General features: G+C 38.1%; 10 protein-coding genes. All 10 read left to right on the top strand.

All coding sequences use genetic code 11. The features are described 5' to 3' along the window. Positions 1–224 precede the first annotated feature (224 nt). Positions 225–3,362, top strand: a complete 3,138-nt coding sequence (locus tag Cop2CBH44_RS10690; RefSeq protein WP_200754779.1) for a SusC/RagA family TonB-linked outer membrane protein — start codon at positions 225–227, stop codon at positions 3,360–3,362. 11 nt (positions 3,363–3,373) lie between these two features. After that, positions 3,374–5,110, top strand: coding sequence for a RagB/SusD family nutrient uptake outer membrane protein (locus Cop2CBH44_RS10695; protein WP_200754780.1), 1,737 nt, complete (start codon positions 3,374–3,376; stop codon positions 5,108–5,110). 33 nt (positions 5,111–5,143) lie between these two features. Further along, complete coding sequence (locus Cop2CBH44_RS10700) at positions 5,144–7,939, top strand: SusC/RagA family TonB-linked outer membrane protein (RefSeq protein WP_200754781.1); 2,796 nt, start codon at positions 5,144–5,146, stop codon at positions 7,937–7,939. 27 nt (positions 7,940–7,966) lie between these two features. Then, a complete protein-coding gene (locus Cop2CBH44_RS10705; protein ID WP_200754782.1) occupies positions 7,967–9,667 on the top strand; it encodes a RagB/SusD family nutrient uptake outer membrane protein in 1,701 nt (566 codons plus the stop codon). A 30-nt stretch (positions 9,668–9,697) separates the two neighbouring features. Then, a complete protein-coding gene (locus tag Cop2CBH44_RS10710) occupies positions 9,698–10,972 on the top strand; it encodes a discoidin domain-containing protein (protein ID WP_200754783.1) in 1,275 nt (424 codons plus the stop codon). Between the two features lie 48 nt (positions 10,973–11,020). Beyond that, positions 11,021–12,409, top strand: coding sequence for a glycosyl hydrolase (locus Cop2CBH44_RS10715; protein ID WP_200754784.1), 1,389 nt, complete (start codon positions 11,021–11,023; stop codon positions 12,407–12,409). A gap of 70 nt (positions 12,410–12,479) precedes the next feature. Continuing rightward, positions 12,480–16,049, top strand: a complete 3,570-nt coding sequence (locus tag Cop2CBH44_RS10720; RefSeq protein WP_200754785.1) for a glycoside hydrolase family 2 TIM barrel-domain containing protein — start codon at positions 12,480–12,482, stop codon at positions 16,047–16,049. Between the two features lie 29 nt (positions 16,050–16,078). Then, entirely contained in the window at positions 16,079–17,725 is a 1,647-nt protein-coding gene (locus tag Cop2CBH44_RS10725) for a GH39 family glycosyl hydrolase (RefSeq protein WP_200754786.1), read from the top strand. Positions 17,726–17,745: 20 nt separating this feature from the next. After that, positions 17,746–19,947, top strand: a complete 2,202-nt coding sequence (locus Cop2CBH44_RS10730) for a GH92 family glycosyl hydrolase (protein ID WP_338025677.1) — start codon at positions 17,746–17,748, stop codon at positions 19,945–19,947. Positions 19,948–19,981: 34 nt separating this feature from the next. Continuing rightward, positions 19,982–21,592: a hypothetical protein gene (locus tag Cop2CBH44_RS10735; RefSeq protein ID WP_200754787.1), complete on the top strand. Its 1,611-nt coding sequence runs from the start codon at positions 19,982–19,984 to the stop codon at positions 21,590–21,592. The last annotated feature ends 47 nt before the right edge of the window (positions 21,593–21,639 follow it).

A 21,639-nucleotide genomic window follows, 5' to 3' on the forward strand; every position in this document is an offset into this window, starting at 1 on the left:
CTGATAACAAATGAATTATATATACATTAATACATTTTTAAGAGGTTTTTAATCTACCTTTAAGCACCTATTAAAAAAAAATTAATTGTTCTCATATATATTTGTATGTATTTTAAATTTAAAAATTAAAATAAACCATGAAAACATAACCATATAATAAATAATAAAAAACACCAACATGACCTTATTATTATTAACCGTCTAAATTAAAACGATGCAGACGTATGAGAAAAAAAAGTAAACCTGAAAAACTCAATCACAAAGTCCTTTATCTTAGCATTTGCCTTCTATTCGTGGGGACACCACAAATAAATGCAGCCATTGGAAAAGAGGATAAATCTGAGGCCGTAGTACAGAAGGCTGAAATCATAGTAACCGGGACTATTAAAGACTCAAGTGGAGAGCCTTTGGTAGGAGCTTCTGTAGCAATACCCAAGTCAGCGATAGGAACCATTGCCGATTACAATGGGAAATTTACACTAAAAGTACCTGAAGGGACTAAAACAGTGATGGTCTCATGTGTAGGGTTTGTATCACAAACTCTGAAATTAGATGGAAAAAATACATTTTCCATTACTCTACAAGAAACAACTACAAATTTAAATGACGTAGTAGTAGTAGGTTACTCTTCCCAAAAGAAAGAGACAGTTACGGGAGCAGTAGCAGCTATTCAAACGAAGGATTTGTTGCAATCTCCTCAAGCGAACATCAGTAATGCCCTCGTCGGTCGCATGCCCGGATTACTTGCTGTTCAACGAAGTGGAGAACCGGGAAAAGACCAATCAACATTAAGAATTCGAGGTATCGGAACTTTCGCTGGAGAACAAGATCCGTTAGTTTTGGTCGACGGTATAGAGACCTCGAATTACGATAATATCGATCCTAATGAAATAGAATCGGTTTCTATTTTAAAAGACGCATCTGCTACTGCAGTATATGGAGTACGCGGAGCAAATGGTGTTTTAATCATTACAACTAAACGTGGAGAGCTAGGACGTCCCAAAGTCAGTCTATCAACGAGTGTTGGACGTGCATCCTTCACTTATTTACGCGAAAATATGAACTCCTACGAATACACGAGTTCTTATAATAAAGCTTTGATGTATGATTCTTATGTTACCGGAGGATATACCCCTAAATATTCTGATGAAGATATCGAATTATATCGTACTGGAGCCGATCCTATTTTTCATCCGAGTATCGATTGGTTTGATGAAATGTTAAAAAAGGCATCTTATCAAACTCGTACGAATTTGAATATCAGTGGAGGTACCGAACGCGTTAAATACTTCTTCTCTTTAGGTTATTTTACACAAAACGGTATGTACAATACGGCTTTATTCGATCCAGGATACGATCCACAATTGAAATACCGTCGTTACAATATGAGATCGAATTTCGATATACAAGTGACTAAACGTCTGAAAGCAAGCTTCGATTTCTCTGTACAAATGGACAATCGACGCTATCCGAACTGGGATACCCCTCTATTTATGGAAATGCTATCCTCTACACTACCTTACATTTCCCCAGGCATCATAGATAATAAAATCGTAACGATGTCGTGGCTAACACAAACAGACTTTACTCCATATGCTGCATTCAATACCGGCTTTCGAAAAGATTACGGAAACAACTTGAATGGCTCTATTCGACTGAATTACGATTTAGATTTTATTACAAAAGGATTAGGTTTACGCGGGGCCATATCTTACCGAAACTACAATACACAAGCTCAAACATTCAATCGCACCGGTCTCGGATATGAAGTAAAACCTTCGGACGAAGCCCCCGGATATGTATTGATTCCCAGTGGAGAATTGGCATCATTTCAATATGGAGAATCCGTTGCTAAAAATCGCCGCATCTATATCGAAATCGGAGCCGAATATTCCCGACAATTCGGTGGACATAATATCGGTATATTGGCCTTATATAACCAAAGCAAATATCATAGTCCCGATTTGGCATACTTAATTCCGAATGGTTACCAAGGATTAGTAGGCCGTATCACATACAATTACAAAAATAGATACTTGGCTGAATTCAATATTGGGTATAACGGTACCGAAAACTTCGATAAGGGAAACCGATTTGGTACTTTCCCGGCATATTCACTCGGATGGGTCCCGACAGAAGAGGATTTTTTCCCAAGAAACCCGTATGTTTCTTTCTTTAAGATCAGAGGATCTTATGGTGAAGTAGGTAATGACAAAGTAGGAGGAGATCGCTTTTTGTATCGTCCGACTTCATATTCTTATACTAATAACTCCTATTTTTGGGGAATACACGGAGAAAGCCAACAAGGTTACCAAGGAGCAAATGAAGGTAAACTCGGCAATCCAGATTTAACATGGGAAAAAGCAAAGAAAACAAATGTCGGTGCTGACATCAAATTCTGGGACGATCACATCGGTTTCACATTCGACTGGTTCAAAGAAAAACGCAGTAACATTCTTTGCAATCGAGGGACAATTCCCAATATCATAGGTGCAGATTTCCCGGCATACAATTTAGGCCGTATGACCAACAAAGGTATAGAATTGGAACTTACATTTAATCACAATATCGGTGATTTCTATTATTTCATAAAAGCTAACTACACGTATGCTCATAATATCGTCGATTACAAAGACGAAGCAAATTGGGATTACGATTATCGCTACGAGACAGGACATCGTTACGGCCAAAGTTTCGGATATGTAGCAGACGGGCTATTCAATAGCTGGGAAGAAGTCAATGATCCGAACCGTCCAGTTTATCAATGGAACAACAATAAAATTCAACCGGGAGATATTCGGTATAAAGATATTAATGGAGACGGAAAAATCGATAATGATGACCAAGTACCTATCGGATACTCCAATTTCCCCGAAAAAATATTTGGATTGTCTTTAGGAGGCAATTATAAAGGATTCGATTTCTCCTTATTATTCCAAGGTGCAGCAAATGTTTCAACATGGCCATCACGAAGAAGCACCCAAGGATTTTACACCAATACAGCAGCAAGCAAAGATTTATTGAATAGTTGGAGTGAAGAACGCCTTCAAAATGGAGAAAAAATCATTTATCCTCGCCTATCAGCATCTAACAACACCCACAATTATGTCGGCTCAACTTATTGGTTAGAAGATGCGAGTTACGTTCGTCTCAAGAATGCAGAAATCGGGTACACGATTCGCAATAACTTCTTGAAAAAAGTCGGAATCAGCTCCGTTCGTTTTTACCTAAACGGAAATAATTTACTTACTTGGTGTGATCTATTCCCCGGAGAAGATCCTGAATTTCCGAACGGAAGTGTAAACTCCGAACCTTATCCTGTAACACGAATCTATAATTTCGGGGTGAATATTAATTTTTAACACAAATGAACATGAGAAATATAGCTTTAACAATAATAACCAGCTTATTACTGATATCTGTTTCGTCATGTGAAGACATGATGGGCGATTTCTTGGAAAAAGCTCCGGGGGTCGATGTTACTGAAGATACGATTTTTTCATCGAAAGCTGAAGTAGAAAAATTCCTAGCATCTATTTATCAATATGGTATACATTCAACTTTCGGCTATGGCACGAACAATCTCATTGCTGGACCACAATCTACTTTAAGTGCCGGAGCAACTGATGAAGCCGAAACTTGTGCAGCTTGGTATGATACCCAAAAATGGAATAATGGCTCCCTAAGTCCTAACGATACTTATGATGGACGTTGGCCATATCGTTGGATTGCAATCCGCAAAATTACCGTTATGTTAGACCGAGTCGACGAAGTTCCCGATATTTCGAGAGAATATGCTGCGCAATTAAAAGCCGAAAGCAAAACTCTCCGTGCAATGAACTACTACGAAATGCTAAAACGATACGGTGGAGTTCCCATCATAAATCAAAGAATACAATTATCGGATAATCTGAAAATTCCACGTAGCAGTGTAGAAGATGTTGCCAATTTCATCCTCTCCGATCTAAATGATGAAACGGTAAACGCTTTGCCATTAAATCAAACAGGAGTTCTAAAAGGTCGCATACATCAAGGTGTAGCACTTGCATTAAGAGCAAAATTATATTTATTGATTGCTAGAGATCTATTCAATACGGATAAACCATATATGAACTTCGGATCGAATAATAATTTGATCTGCATGGGGAAACACGATAACGAATTATGGAATAAAGCAGCAGTAGCAGCAAAAGATGTCTTAGACTGGGCAAAAGAAGCCGGATGTTCCTTAATCACAGATCAAGGAGTTACCAAAAATTACAAATATCAATGGGAACAATATGACAATAATGAAATCATATTAGCAGAAAAAGCAAGCGGTACTTGTGGTAAATGGTCTTGGCCTTGGAATGCAATTTCTCCCCCTAATGTATACCCTGGAAACTCAGGACAAAGCGGAATTACTGTGACATTCAATTTCGTAAAAAAATACGAAAAAATAGATGGTACAGAACAAACATGGGATGAAAACGGAGGAAACGATTTACAAGCAAAAATGGCTGAATTAGATCCTCGTTTTGCCCAAACAATCGCATATAACCAATCTTATTGGAACAAAGAATTTCCGAAAATGGAGATTTACGAAGGAGGTCGTCAATATCCAACATGCTCCGGAGGATTTTGGTTGCACAAGCATTATCCAGAAATCATCAGTGAAGAAGTTTGGACTTATGTTCCTAACTCGACGATACTAAGCCTTAATGAATTCTATTTAAATTATGCAGAAGCGTTGAACGAATATAACAATGGTCCCACACAAGAAGCTTATGACGCAATCAATGAAATTCGTACACGCTCTGGAATGCCGAATATTCCCTCAGGACTGGATTATTTAGCTTTCCGTGAGAAAGTTCGCCATGAAAGAGCAATAGAGCTTGCATTCGACGATCATCGTCTATATGATGTAAGACATTGGAAAATAGCACAAAACGAAGGTGTTATGAATGGAAATATGTGGGGATTAAAAATCACCCAAATAGATGGCAGCAATGAGTTCCATTACGAACCGTATGTGTTCGAGACACGAACTTTTTCTACTAAAATGTATTTGGAACCCTTCCCGCAAGGTGAGGTGAACAAAGGGTATCTAATTCAAAATCCAGGTTATTAATTATTTAATATCCGTCTTTAATCTTACTTATTCATGGGAAAATATATAATAAAATATAAAGCTATAAGAAAGCATTCTTTAATGGCCTTGGTTATCGGTGCTTGTTGTTGCAATACATCTACAGCCCAAACACCTTCTGATAGCATAAATCAAGTCGGTTTCGGAACCCAACCCTCATGGATGACTACCGGTGCAGTATCATCCATAAGCGGAAAACAATTGGAAAAATCATTCACTACGAATATCGCCAATACGTTATTCGGACAATTACCGGGTCTTACGGTTCAACAAAACGGAGGAGAACCCGGATGGGATACACCAAGTATCAATATACGTGGACTTGGAACATTTTATGGAAGTAATGAACCATTTATCGTAATCGACGGATTTCAATCGACTTACGCCTTTTTACAACAAATGGCTCCACAAGAAATAGAGTCAATCACATTGCTTAAAGATGCTACTGCAACGGCCATTTATGGAAGTAAAGGAGCCAATGGCGTTTTATTGGTTACGACAAAACGTGGACAAGAAGGAAAGTTAAAAATCAATTTCAGTATACAAGCCGGATTTCAACAGGCTGCTCGCCTACCCGAATTTTTAGGTTCATATGATTATGCGAACCTATATAACGAAGCTTTAGCCAATGACGGGCTGGATCCACTATACTCTGCCGCAGATATAGAAGCTTATCGAACAGGTAACGATCCTCTATTTCATCCGGATGTAGACTGGTACGATGCCGTTTTACGTAAAGCGGCCCCAATCCAAAATTACAATTTCTCAGCAAGCGGTAGCAGTAAAACATTCCGCTATTATGTATTGTTCAACGTAATCAACAGCAAAGGTCTTTTCAGAAAAGCTGAGGAAATGTCGGATTACACAAAAAATTCGAATTACACACGGTATAATTTCCGAACCAATATCGATGTAAATTTATCCAAAAGGTTAACAGCCACCGTATTGTTAGGAGGATCTGTAGAAGATAAAGCCAATCCAGGTACTAATGAGGACGGAGGTTCCATATTCGACCTCATGTCTTCTGTCGCTCCCAATGCATTCCCAGTATATGTATCTCCCGGTATGTACGGAGGAAGCTCTATTTACGAAAATCCGTTGGGAAACATTATGCAAAAAGGTTATATATCCTCTAATGGTCGTTCTGTTCAAGCCGATCTCAAGTTAACCGAACAATTAGATTTCATAACTAAAGGATTAAGTATAACTGGCGCTATCGGATTCAACACCTATTTCAAATCGTACTCCAATAAGACTCGGAGCTATGCACGTTATAGCATTGACCGAGATAACGCTGGCGAAATCGTATATACCAAATTCGGAGACAACACTTCCTTATCGGGAGACGAAAGCTCTTCCAGCCAATGGAGGAACTATTCTCTACAAGCGACATTGAATTATAATCGTACTTTCGGAAAACATGGTGTAGACGCATTATTTATGGGTAGCTACAATGACTATGTCCTGACGGGAAGCGACCTCTCTCGTAAAAATATCGGTATGGGTGGACGTTTTACGTATGATTATGATAAACGTTATATTGCCGAATTCACTTTCGGATACAACGGTACAGAAAACTTTCCGAGAGGAAATCGTTTCGGATTTTTCCCTGCCGGATCCTTAGGATGGGTCATCTCCAATGAGAGCTTCTTAAAAGACAATGATATCGTAAACTATCTTAAAATCAAAGGCTCTTATGGTATGATCGGTAACGATAACATCGGAGGTTCCAGATTTATGTTCGATCAATATTACAATTGGGGAGCTTATTGGTTCGGGACATCTAATAATCAAACCGACGCAGCTTTTGAAGGGACAAAAGCCAATCCATTAGTAACGTGGGAAAAAGAAAAAAAATTGAACCTCGGATTCGAAGCTACACTACTCAACAGCATAGATTTAAGTTTCGAATATTTCAACAATCATCGTTATGACATCCTAACAGTACCTTACCGAACGATTCCTTCTTTCGCAGGATTCTCGCGTCCGATGATGAATTTAGGGAAAGTAGACAATCAGGGACTCGAAGCTATGGCCCGCTATACAAGTAATCAGAAAAAGGAATTTACCTACTATGTCGAAGCGACAGCTTGGTTAGCGAAAAACAAAATAAAATACAACGACGAAGCACTACAAGTCAATGAATATCTGTACGGAACTGGGCACCCAATCAACCAACCTTTCATGTTGGAAGCAATTGGATTCTTTAAAGACGAACAAGATATTTTAGACTCTCCTACGCAAACGTTTACCGACGTTCAACCCGGAGACATCAAATACAAAGACCAGAACAATGACGGAATCATCGATAACAACGACTATTATCCTATCGGAAAAACCTCCATGCCAGAATTAACACTAGGATTACGGGCAGGATTCAAGTTCAAAGGTTTCGATTTGAGCTTTCTTTTTCAAGGCGCGGTAAATCGTTCAGTTTATCTAAGCGGCAAATACTTCCATGCTTTCCAAAACGATGGGAAAATTTCATCGATAGCATTAGGACGATGGACTCCTGAAACAGCAGAAACAGCAACCTATCCGAGATTATCATCCAATAATAACCTGAATAACTACCAATACTCTTCATTCTGGCAACGCAATGGAGATTTCCTGAAATTAAGAAATATAGAAATCGGATATACTATTCCGAAATCATTAGCACACAAAATAAAATTAGAAAGTGCTCGTATATTTCTAAACGGAACAAATTTATTTTCCATCGACCACATGGACGGATTTACTGACCCGGAAGTACTGACCGGATATCCAGCAACGAGGGCAATCAGTATGGGTGTAAATGTTCAGCTTTAAAATTGTAACCTCTAACAGTAATATATAATGAAAAAAGTAATCTATATATACAGTCTTATTGCTTTATTAGTGACAAGTGCCTGTAACGACGCGTTAGATAGAGAAATCGTTATGAGCCTGACAGCTGATCAAGTACAAAAATCTTACGAAAGATCAAGAGCCCGGATAAACGGAATCTATACTTATCTTCCTTGGGGATTGATGTATTCCGATGGAGCAATGATGGCCTCTGCAACAGACGAGGCAGAACACACTCTCGAAACTTGCGCTATTCAAAAATTCAATACGGGAGCATGGAATCAAAAAGACAATCCCGATGGTGCTTGGAACAACAATTTTAATGGGATATATGCAGCCAATCTGTTTATTGCCAACTCTTATGATATCGAAATGGATTATTACCGACTCGACCCGGATGCCAATAAACAAGAAAGTTATCAAAGATGTTTAGCCGACATTAAACGCTGGCGTTACGAAGCTCGGTTTTTACGTGCATACTTCTATTTTGAGCTTGTTAAACGCTATGGTGGTGTACCCTTAATTACAGAGCCCATGGATGTAGAGAGTAATTTCCAGATTCCTAGAAATGCCCTCGATACCTGTTTCAAATTTATCACTGCAGAATGCGATTCGGCAGCCAAAAATTTACCCGAAGTCTATTCCGATAATGTAACAAATTTAGGACGAGTAACAAAAGGGGCAGCATTAGCATTAAAGTCCCGTGCTCTGCTATATGCAGCCAGCGATTTATTTAATAACCCGGATAAATGGGCACCCGGATACGCTCATCCCGAATACATTTCGAATAGAACGATGGATCGAGATTCATTATGGGAAGAAGCAGCAAAAGCGGCAAAAGCAGTAATCGATCTCAGAGAAGCTAACTACAGCCTATCGTCAGATTATCCCGGACTCTTCAAAACATACAATAATGCTGAAATTATCCTAACCCGTCGAGGCGGATCGAGCAATGATTTTGAAAAAGCAAATTTTCCCATCGGATACGATTTAGGAAACAGTGGAACGACCCCATCTCAAAATTTAGTAGACGCTTATGAAATGAGAGACGGAAGCGAATTCGACTGGAATACTCCTGCACACAAAGCTGCGCCGTATAGCAATCGAGACCCACGTTTAGCCTACACAGTATTGCTGAACAATACTAACTTCAACGGTCGACCGGTAGAATGCTGGACAGGCGGAAAAGACGGAAAAGGAAAATCTCGTGCAACAAAAACAGGATATTATTTAAATAAATACGTTAACTCAGAATTAGATCTGCTACAAGGTCGTACCAGCGTACATTCTTGGATTATTTTCCGTCTGGCAGAAATATATCTGAATTATGCAGAAGCATTGAATGAATACGATCCAGGAAACGCTGATATCAAAATCTATGTAGACAAAGTTCGTCAAAGATCCGGAGTAAATATGCCCGCATTGCCCAACGGCTTGGATCAATCGAAAATGAAAAAACGAATCCAACATGAACGCCGTATCGAATTGGCATTCGAAGATCATCGTTTTTGGGATGTCAGACGTTGGATGATCGCCCCAGAAACATTAGGTGCCACTCTAAGAGGTTGTGAGATTATCAGTAGAGGAGGTCTATTCGAATATAATCCGATCGATGTAGAAAAACGCACTTTTACAACCAAAATGTACTTATATCCGATACCTGAAAGCGATCTGAACATTGCTGGTTGGGATCAAAATCCGCTTTGGTAATCTTATCACAAACTATTTAAACACACAAAAATGAAAAAAAATAAGATTAATTTTATAGAAACGCTACTGTTCACATTGCTCTGTTGTACTACAATTATTTCATGCCAATATGATGAAATCGTTTCGATGGAGTACCCAGCTCAGAAAATATATCTACCAGCAGCAGCCAACGGGATTTACACTATCGACGATGTATCAGCACCGATATCTGTTCCCACTTCAGGAAACGTATATCAGTTCAAAATAGATCGAGACAATAATGCATTCAATGTAACATTAGGAGCATACCGTTCTGGGATCGAAAACAGTGGGAATGTAAACGTCGATTTGGCTATTAATAATGATACTATAAATGCTTTAATTGCTACTGGAGACTTAGAGAACGTCGAAATACTTCCCTCCGAAGAATATTCATTACCTCAAACCATAACCATACCCAACGGTAAGGATTTTGGCGAATTCAATTTAAAAATCGATTTAGATTTTCTAAAAGCGAACGAGCCCAGAAAATATGGAATAGCTTTATCTATCGTCAGTGCAGATAGAGAAGTCAATACTGAACTGAATACAGTGGTAATAGTCGTTGATACCAAAATCATGACTCCGACCTCCAGCTTCACATACAGCTCAGATGCAAATAATTGGAAAACGATTACCTTCAAAAACTCTTCTAAATATGGGATGAAATACAAATGGGATTTCGGTGATGGAGAAACATCTACAGAACAAACACCATCTCATACGTATGTTCAAGGAGGAAAATATACCGTTAGTTTAATCGTTGAAGGCCTTACGGGAGAACTTACAGATGCGTATGAACAAACTATTTCGGTATATCAAATAGAAAAAATGAATAAATCCGGTTGGAAAATCGTAGACTATGATAGTGAAGCAACAAACGAAGATCATTCAGTATACCCGAACCAAGGTTATGCATCATCTGTAATCGACGATAATTTGGAAACATTCTGGCACTCTCAATGGTCACAGCCAGTACCCCAATTCCCTCACTGGTTTATCGTTGATCTGGGTCAAGAAAAGGTAATCGGGAAATTAGTAGATTATAGACGCCAAGGAAACAGTGGGGGTCATACCGAACGCCAAATACTGGTAAGTCTAGATGGCCTGAACTGGGAAGATATGGGAACATTCGCAAGGGATCCCGGAACAGACGAAGGGCAAACAATAAACCTTAACTATCCAAGAGCCCGTTATATTAAATACGTAGCGACACAAGGACCAAATGCTTATACATTCTTAGCAGAACTTGACGTTTATGTTGCAATAGAGAATGAACAACAATAAAAATTCATTTGAACAAAAATGAACGAAAACCCTTAATTATTTCACCACATGAAAAAAATTGCCGGAATATTGATTGTATTATTCACCATAGTGTTCTCAGCTTGTAATATGGAACCTGAGACTTATGAAAATATACTTGTAAAGGAAACCATAAAAGCTCAAAGTGCCAACAAATTTCTGAATAGTATCGGAGTGAACTCTTCTATAACCAAGCGGGGTGAATATCTATACCAAACTATCGATTACATGAACTATTTGGGTGCCCGTTGGATTCGAGGCGGTTACTCGACACAAAAAGATTTAGAAGATATCATTACAGTATACAAAGCAACCGGAGCTAAAATATGTATCGGAGTCGGTAGCGGAGGCAATCTCAACAAAGAATCTATGAAATCATTCATTCTACAAACCAAATGTTTAGCTGAAGCTGGAGCATTACTCGCGTTCGAAGGACCGAATGAGCCCAATAACTGGAAAGTTACTTACAATGGAGAACTCGGAGGAGGAAACGGAAATGAAAACACATGGAAACCAATCGCAGAACTTATGAAAGATCTATGTCTAATCGTAGGAGAAGATGATGTTCTTAAAAACTATCCGGTTTTCCACACATGTGAAAATGGAGCCGAAACTGAAAATCTCGGATTACAATTTTGCATTGTTCCAGAAGGAACATCTTCCATTTATCCGGCAGGAACAAAATTCGCCGATTATGCCAACTGTCATAATTATGCATCCCATCCGTCATGGCCAGGAATCCATGATAACCAAACATGGAGAGCTTCGGATCCGTCTCCCGACTCATTTGCTGACGGATTATATAGCAATTACGGCTCCACCTGGTTAAACGGTTACAGTGGTTATGATGAAAAAACCCTATTGAATATTCCTCGAGTAACAACAGAAACAGGTATTACTGTCGGAGAACAAGGTAGCGACAATTTATCGGAAGAAATGCAAGGATGTATGTATATGAACATATATTTGTCACAATTTAAACGCGGATGGTCTTACACAGCTGTATATTTACTAAAAGCTCATGGAGACGAAGCCAACCATGAACCTTTCTCATTCTTCAATCTGGACGGTTCAGGAAAAATTGCAGCAGATTATCTCCATAATCTAACTAGTATTTTAGCAGATGATCCTAATGCAACTACAAATCCAGGATATTTGACGTTTTCTATTCCCAACAAACCTGCGACAGTACACCATTTATTATTACAAAAAAGTAATGGTAATCTCGAGTTAGTTGTCTGGGGAGAAAAATATACTGGTGGTTCAGAAAAGATCAGAGTAAATTTCGATGAAACATTTAAAGTAATCAGAATATTCGATCCGACTCAAAGCTCCGATGAAATAGAAACATTATATAATGTAAATTCTATTTTATTGACAATGACTACACATCCGTACGTAATTGAGATAGAAAAATAATATAAGAACAGAATCTAAAAATTTACATATTTCATTTACGTAACAATTTTTGACAATAAAAATTCACAATATGCGAAATAAACGAATATCGATATTACTATGTGCATTGCTTCTGGGACAGATAAGCTCTTTTGCCCAAGAAATCAAAGATAACGTATTGTATAAGATCGTAAGTCCATCAGGACTCGTTCTCGACAATCGAGAAAGTGCAAATAATCTGACAAATATATATTTGGCAAAAGATGAAAAAAATAATAAAGGACAGCTATGGAGATTAGTTCCTTACAAAGATTGTTACGTTATTTACAATCCATTCACAATTAAAAGTCTCGACATTGTAAATACAGATGGAGACAAACATCCTTTAAATATTTGGGATTATAGCCGAGCTAATGAAAATCAACATTGGATACTTTCCCGATTAGAAAACGGAAGATTTTCTATCCAACACAAAAATTCCGATCGAGTAATCTCTTTTAAAGATAAAGAGGTTTCCGGCACTCTTATATACACAATATCTAAAGCTCCGACTTCTTGGAAATTAGTGCCGACTTCAACAAAATTACCTCCCGAAAATGCACGGGGAAAACGCGAATGGGAAAATGAACAGATCTTTGCCATAAACAAAGAAGAAGGACATAATACGTACATACCTTTCCCTTCGATCGAAAGTTTAAAAAACGATCAATATTTTACCCGACCATGGTTGACACCGACGTCCTCATACTACCAATCTCTAAATGGAAATTGGAAATTCAATTGGGCCAGAAAACCATCTGAACGCCCGACCGATTTCTATAAAGCCAACTATGATGTATCGGCTTGGAAAGAAATTCCGGTTCCTTCCAATTGGGAAATGCTCGGATACGGAACACCGATCTATTCGAATGTAAATTATCCTTTTAAAAACTTCCCGTCGATGATCCTTCCACAAAAAGGATTTACCAATGAAATCGAAGAAAATCCGGTAGGTTCATACCGTCGGAATTTTACGATTCCTTTCGATTGGGACGGTAAAGAAATTTTTCTCCATTTTGATGGAGTATATAGTGGCTTTTATTTGTGGATTAACGGGAATAAGGTAGGATACAGCCAAGGAGCAAATAACGATGCAGAATTCAATATCACTCGGTATATAAAACCCGGAAAGAACACAATTGCTGTCGAAGTATATCGCTGGACTGACGGCAGTTATATAGAAGACCAAGATATGTTCAGGTTAAGTGGCATACATCGCGACGTATATTTGTATGCAACACCAAAGACTCATGTCCGAGATTATACATTAACTTCTCAATTCAAGGATGGACATTTGGATGAGGCGACATTCAAAGTTAATGCAATTGTAAGAAACTACGGAGACAAAAAAACAGCAGCCACATTAGAAATCCTGTTACTTGATCCCTCTGGAAAAACAGCTGCAACTTTGGTCCAAAAAATCGGCGATATCAAAAACGGAAAAGAAGAAAACTATGCTTTACAGACAACAATACAAAATCCTATACTTTGGTCTGCAGAATATCCCAATTTGTACAGTACCATTGTAACATTAAAAGATTATAACGGGAACGTAACAGAAGCTATGAGCACCAAATTCGGATTCCGAAAAATTGAAATCAAAAATAAACGGGTCTACATCAACGATGAACAAGTATTCTTCAAAGGGACAAACCGCCATGATATCCATCCTCAATATGGGAAAGCCGTACCAGAAGAGACCATGCTCAAAGATATCGTTCTGATGAAACAGCACAATATAAATACTGTTCGTACCAGCCATTATCCTAATAGCCCCAAAATGTATGCCATGTATGACTATTATGGATTATATGTTATGGATGAAGCAGACCTCGAAAATCACGGAAATCATAGTATCAGTGATTTTAAAAGTTGGCTTCCCGCATTTCTTGACCGGATTACTCGTGTAATTCAAAGAGACAAAAATCATCCTTCTGTAATATTCTGGTCACTTGGAAATGAAGGAGGTGCCGGAGTTAATTTCGATGAAATGTACAAACGAGCAAAAGAACTTGACCCCACCCGTCCTATCCATTATGAGGGGAAAAACGATGCTGCAGACATCGATTCCCACATGTATCCGGATATACCCCGTATGAGTAGATTCGATCAGGAAAAATCGGATAAACCATATTTCTTGTGCGAATATGCTCACTCTATGGGAAATGCTCCGGGCAATCTGGCTGAATATTGGGACTATATCGAAAACAAATCTCAAAGGATGATTGGTGCTTGTATATGGGATTGGGTAGATCAAGGAATTAACAAATTCGGAAAGCCCGAAAACCACTATTATTATGGAGGTGATTTTGGAGACAGACCTAATGACCTGGATTTCTGTTGTAATGGGCTGACTACTCCCGACAGACGGGAAACAGCCAAGTTGAAAGAAGTCAAGAAAGTATATCAATATGTCAAATTCCGGCCAATTGCTCTATCCGGAGGCAAAGTAGAAATAGAAAACAAATACGATTTTACAAATCTCAATGAATTCAATATAACTTGGGAAATATTAAGAAATGGGACAAAAATAGAAACGGGAGAATTAGATGATTTAAACTTAGCTCCAAATGAGAAAAGCGTCGTTACTTTTCCCTATAAAACAAAAATAGAAAATAACAACGAACATTTCTTAAATATCTATTTTTCACTGAAAAAAGATACACAATGGGCCCAATCCGGCCATGTTATCGCAAATGAACAATTTGCGTTGAATATGCGTCCGGCCGTAAGCATGATTGACTTATCTTCCTTGGGAAATCTTGATGTAAAAGATCAGGGAAACAGGCTAACCATAGAAAACGGCAATTTTAAGTGCATATTCAATAAAACAACAGGAACAATGATTTCTTTACAATACGACGACAAAGAAATGATTTATGAAAATAAAGGTTTTGCCTTGAACTGGTACAGAAGTGTTGGTAACGATAAATTTACAGACCAGAATTATTATGAAACTATCTGCAACCAGCCCATATTTACTTATAAAACAGATTCAAGTAAAAAATTCGTAACTCTATTAACTGATGCTCAAGTTGTTATAAATGCAAAGCAACCGGTTACCATTCCCTACGGAATAAAATATACAATATATTCCAACGGAACGATAGACATAGATGCAAACTTCATCAAACCGGACAACGCAGAAATTATACGTCGTCTCGGGCTCCAACTTATTTTGCCCAATGAATATGAAACGGTTTGCTGGTATGGATATGGTCCTCATGAAAATTACTGTGACCGTATGGTTTCCGCATCTGTAGGACTATATAAAACAACAGTAACCGACATGGCTTCAGAACATTATGTCAGAGCTCAAAGTATGGGTAACAGAGAAGGCATCAGATGGCTAACCCTGACAAACCACGAAAACAAAGGTCTAAAAATAACCGCAAAGAATCAAATGGCTTTCAGTGCTTTGCATTTTACCGATGCTGAATTATGGAATGCTAAACATGATTTCAAATTAGGACAAATAACAAAACCAGAAATCTATTTGAATTTAGACTGTATCCAACAAGGACTAGGTAATGCAACTTGTGGGCCATTACCCCTTGATAAATACATGATTCCTGTAAATGTTCCATTAAGTTACTCGTTTCGCATCGAACCGGTAAAATAAAACAGACTAAACTTTAAATATAAAAACAAATGATGAGAGTTTTCAAAAACATATTATTCTTCATTCTGCTATACTGTATACAATGTAACTATACTGTATACAGTCAAGAAAAATATGTAAAAAAGAATTCTCAAAAAGATCGCTTTATTGAAGTTGATATTAGAAAAAAGGCCGGACAGTACAATACATTTCATAATACGTGTGTCAGTACTGGCCGAGCCTATCTTCTTCTTCGAAAAGATCATCAGGAACATATACAGAAAGCAGCCCAAGAATGCGGATTCAAGTATTTACGATTCCATGGCCTATTTCAAGACGACATGGGATTATATCGAGAAAATGCAGCGGGAGAAGCCATTTACAGTTGGCAATATATAGATAAAGTATATGACTTCATTTACGACGCAGGACTTCATCCATTTGTCGTATTCGATTTTATGCCGGAAGCTTTGGCGAGCGAAAAAAAATATATTTATTGGGAACACTCCAACATAACACCTCCGAAAGACTATAAGAAATGGGGTAACTTAATTTACGAAACTGTAAAACATTTCACCGAACGATATGGTCAGGAAGAAGTAAGCCAATGGTTTTTCGAAGTATGGAATGAACCGGATAAAAACTTTTTTACCGGGACAATTGACAATTATTTAAAAATGTATGAATATGCAGCCCAAGCTGTCAAATCCGTATCTGAGAACTATCGAGTAGGAGGTCCGTCTATCGCAGGGAATAATCATTGGATAAGTCGCCTAATAGAATATTGCAATAAAAAGGACATACCCCTTGACTTTATATCTGCGCACAACTATTCAGCAAAGACGTTCTCAGAAGAAAAAACTTATAAAACATGGGAAGTCCCGTCCATTCCATCATGGAAACCTGGTCCTTCTTGGCCATTGGGAAACTTATGCTATGATCCTCATGGGACAACTGAAGCCATAGAAAATGTATACCGTACGGTCCAATCCTCCCCAATACCGACATTAGATGTTCACTACACAGAATGGGGACTATCTTGGGATTATTGGGATCCGATAAGAGACTCATATCAGGCACCTTCATTCATTCTATCAAGAATAAATTCCATTGCCAATGACCGTATAAAGTCTCTTTCATACTGCATGGTTTCCGATGTCTTTGAAGAAGATGGTCCACCCACAGATTATTTTCACGGAGGATTTGGTCTTATAAATCTTCAAGGATTAAGGAAACCGGCTTATTTTGCTTACAAATTCTTAAATGAATTAGGAAATACAAAACTTGAATGCTCCGATAAAAATACCATAGCCTGTTGCTCTGAAAATGATAGCATTCAGATTATATTTTGGGATTGTACTGTACGTCAAGATAAAGAAAATAAAGCATATTATGCCCAAAGTACCCCAGCACTACCAGCAGGAACAGCAAAAGTATCTTTTTCCGGATTAACCCCAGGCATGTATCAACTAACCTTGTACCGTGTAGGATACAGAAGCAATGATGCTTATTCCCATTATTTAGACATAAAGCACAACAATAATTTGACCCGTAGCCAGATAAGAGAGTTGGACAAACTCTGTAGTGGTTCTCCGGAACAGACCATAACTTTAGAAATCTCTCCCAACGGAAAGTACTTATTTCAAACACAGATAAAAGAAAATGATGTTTGCCTGATAAAACTGAACCGATTATAAACAAAATTATAAATACTGATATGAAATACATGCCCAATCTTTTGACACTTGCTATTTTTTCACTGTTGACATTCAATGCATGTCATCAAGAGCAAAAAGAGAAACGATTGATACAGTACGTAAATCCGTTTGTCGGAACCGCATATACGGGACACACAACCCCAGCTGCAGCCTATCCTTTAGGCTTCATGCAGCCGGGTCCACAATCTGGAAATTTCGGATGGGAACATTGTAGCGGATATAACTATGAAGATTCTCTAATATGGGGATTCACTCAAAACAAACTAAACGGCACAGGAATACCTGATATGGGAGACATCTTGATGATGCCATTCTCAGGAATTCCTACACGGAGCGATTACAAAAGTTCCGTATTAAAAGAAAAAGAGATAGCCTCTCCTGGATATTATTCTGTAGAATTGCCCGATAATCATGTAAACGTAGAGTTGACATGTACTCCCCACGTAGCTCTACATCGATATTCTTTTAAAGATGAAAATCCGGGAGTATACATCGATTTTCAAAGTGGTTCCGTAAGCACAGAAGAACAATACAATAATAGAGTATTAGATGCAAACATCGTTGTAGATGATGACTATACGATTACCGGATATCATAAGTTAAAGGGGTGGGTAGAAAGACAATTATTCTATGTCATCAAATTCGACCAGCCTATTGTTTCTCAAGAAACTATTCCCGGAAACATGGGAAATAAAGCTCCCATGAAAATATTTTATTTCAAATTAAAAAAAGGACAGCCCTTGTTGGCAAAAGTAGCATTCTCTACTGTAAGTATCGATAATGCAAAAGAGAATATGATGACGGAAATTAGTCACTGGGATTTCGAACAAATAAAAAGTGATACGGAGAACGCTTGGGAAGATCTTCTAACACGAATTCAGATTGAAGGCTCAGAAGACCAAAAAAAGAATTTTTATACCTCAATGTATCATTTATTTTTTCAACCTAACAATATTGCAGACATAAACGGGCAATATAGAGGAGCAGACGATTCTATATACACCTCCCCCTCCGGGAAATACTACTCTACATTCTCGTTGTGGGATACTTACCGAGCAGCACATCCTTTATATACAATCATAGCTCCCGATATAGTACCTGACTTGATAAATACCATGCTTATGCATAGCGATATACAAGGATTTTTACCGATATGGGCTTTATGGGGTAAAGAAAATTATTGTATGGTAGGCAATCATGGAGTCCCGGTAGTAGTCGAGGCATGTATGAAAAATATCCCTGGTATAGATATGGAAAGGGCATACGCTGCAGTAAAAAAATCTTTGACAGAAAATCATTACCGTTCAGACTGGGACATGTACAACAAATACGGATACTATCCTTTCGACCTTATTAAGGAAGAATCTGTATCTCGGACTTTAGAAGGAGCATACGATGATTATTGTGCAGCACAATTGGCAAAAAAGTTAAAGAAAGAAGACGATTATTCTTTCTTTATGAAAAAAGCCAATTATTACAAGAACCTATTCGACCCGGAAACAAAACTTATGAGAGGGAAAGACTCTAAAGGTAACTGGAGAACTCCTTTTGATAAATTCAAGCTATCCCATGCAGGTACTGCCGGAGGAGATTATACTGAAGGAAATGCCTGGCAATATACATGGCATGTACAACAAGATGTCGATTTTTTAATAAATGCAATGGGTGGAAAAGAAGCTTTTGCAACTAAATTAGATTCTCTTTTCTTTCTGGAATCTACCGCTAAAAATACCGGGTTTGTCGGAGATGTTACCGGACTTATCGGACAATATGCTCAAGGGAATGAACCAAGCCATCATGTTATCTATTTTTACAGCATGATTGGTAAAAATTGGCGTACAGCAGAATTGATGAGAGAAGTTTTCGACAAATTTTACCAACCTAAAGCCGACGGCCTATGTGGAAACGATGATTGCGGACAGATGTCGGCATGGTATATATTCGGAGCTCTCGGATTTTACCCTGTTAATACAGTAAATTGCACTTATGTAATTGGAGCTCCGCAAATACCTCAGGCAACGATTAATCTCCCGATGAATAAAACATTCACCATGAGAGCCGACAATTTGTCGGCAAAAAACAAATATGTTAAATCTGTCCGATTAAACGGACAAGAGTTGACCGAACCTCATATCACTCATGAACAGATTATGCAAGGTGGTACATTAATATTCGAAATGACCGATACACCGATTAAATAATTAAAAATAACAAACCCTTCATATGACAACCATCATGGATAGAACAAAATTAAAATGGATGCACCACTTATCTTTATTGATATGTGGACTGACTTTCAGTACATACGTAATTGCAAATACTGTAGAAAAGCCTGTAAACCCAGTAGAAATAAAATTCGATCAAGCCGGAGCCGTTTATAATCCTCAAGAAGCAGGATATGCTACCATAAAAGTAAATGATGCTTCACTGAATAAAATAAAAATAACTATTCTCGATGCAAATCATAAACCCGTGAAAAAAGCCAAAACATATATTGTAAAAGAGAATCAGGTTATATTTCCTTTCAAAATAAAAGATTTGGGGTATTACTACCTCCAAATAACTTCTGACATCAATTCTGAAAAAGCGGAAGAAGGATTTGGGGTGATTCCCAATGTTACTCTGACCCAAAAAGATTGGGATTCTCCATTCGGAATCTGTGGGCATTATCAACGCTACAAAGATTGGCGTATCGGAGATATACAAAAAAAATTGGGCATTGCCTGGGTTCGAGACGAAAGCGACTGGTATGGCGTTGTAACTAAAGGTTTGAAAAGCGACCCTTATCTTGATTATTTAGATAGTAAAAATATCTGCTGGCTGGCTCTATTTAACTACATTGACGCATTTAACGGTATACAGGGAGCAGATAGTATCTGGCGATGGGATGCCGACCTTTCTATCCTGAAAAAATACGTACAAATGCACAAAGGCCATTTTTCTGTTTACGAATCTCAAAATGAACCAAATAATTTTGGAGGGTGGTCGAAGCGATGGCCTCATCCTCAAAATCAACAATGGAGACCTCAAGGCTGGGGCAAGCCTTTCGCTGACCTCATCAAACAAATGTATGACTCAGTTAAATCTGTGGACCCCACACTAAAACTAATGTGGCCGGGAGAGGACGAATGGATAGAATATTTCGTAAAAGAAAGAGACGCAGCCCCCTATATAGACATTACATCTATCCATCCATATGTAAACAAATCTATTTACCCTGAAACGGAACAATTTGCATCCGGATTCTATTCCGAACATAAAAAAATGCTTCAAGAAGAATTGAATGTACCCACCGAAATGTGGGTAACCGAAGTCGGTTGGACGACCTACGATAGACCGGACAAAATTGATAGATATGTTCCTGTCACAGAATATGAGCAGGCTGCTTACTTGGTAAGGACTTATTTATTGCATCTCTACTATGGAGCATCTAAAGTATTCTGGTATGAGATGACCGACGAACCGTTTGGATCTCAAAATCCAGAATCCTATTTCGGTATTGTTCGTTATCCGTCGTTCTCCGTAAAACCTTCAGCCGTTGCTTATTCTAATATGGTATACAACTATCGACACGCCATTCCCGTAGGGAAATATAAAGGTTCATCATATGGCTTTGCTTACGAAAATCAGGGAGAACCTCAATTATGTATCTGGCGTGAAAAAGATACTGCTATTGAAACTCTCTTTTTACCGAAAACTAAGAAAATTTCTGTAATCGATATATTCGGACGAGAAAAAACAATGAAAGTATCTAAAGGAAAAATCGACTTAAAAATTGATATATATCCATTGACAATCAAAGGAATACAGAAAGAAGATTTTAAGAAATTATATCAATCCAAATAGATGTTAAAGTGTGTGTGGTTTTATCATTATAACAAACAAGGATGAAT

Source organism: Coprobacter secundus subsp. similis (genome assembly GCF_015097275.1).
GTDB classification, from domain to species: domain Bacteria; phylum Bacteroidota; class Bacteroidia; order Bacteroidales; family Coprobacteraceae; genus Coprobacter; species Coprobacter secundus.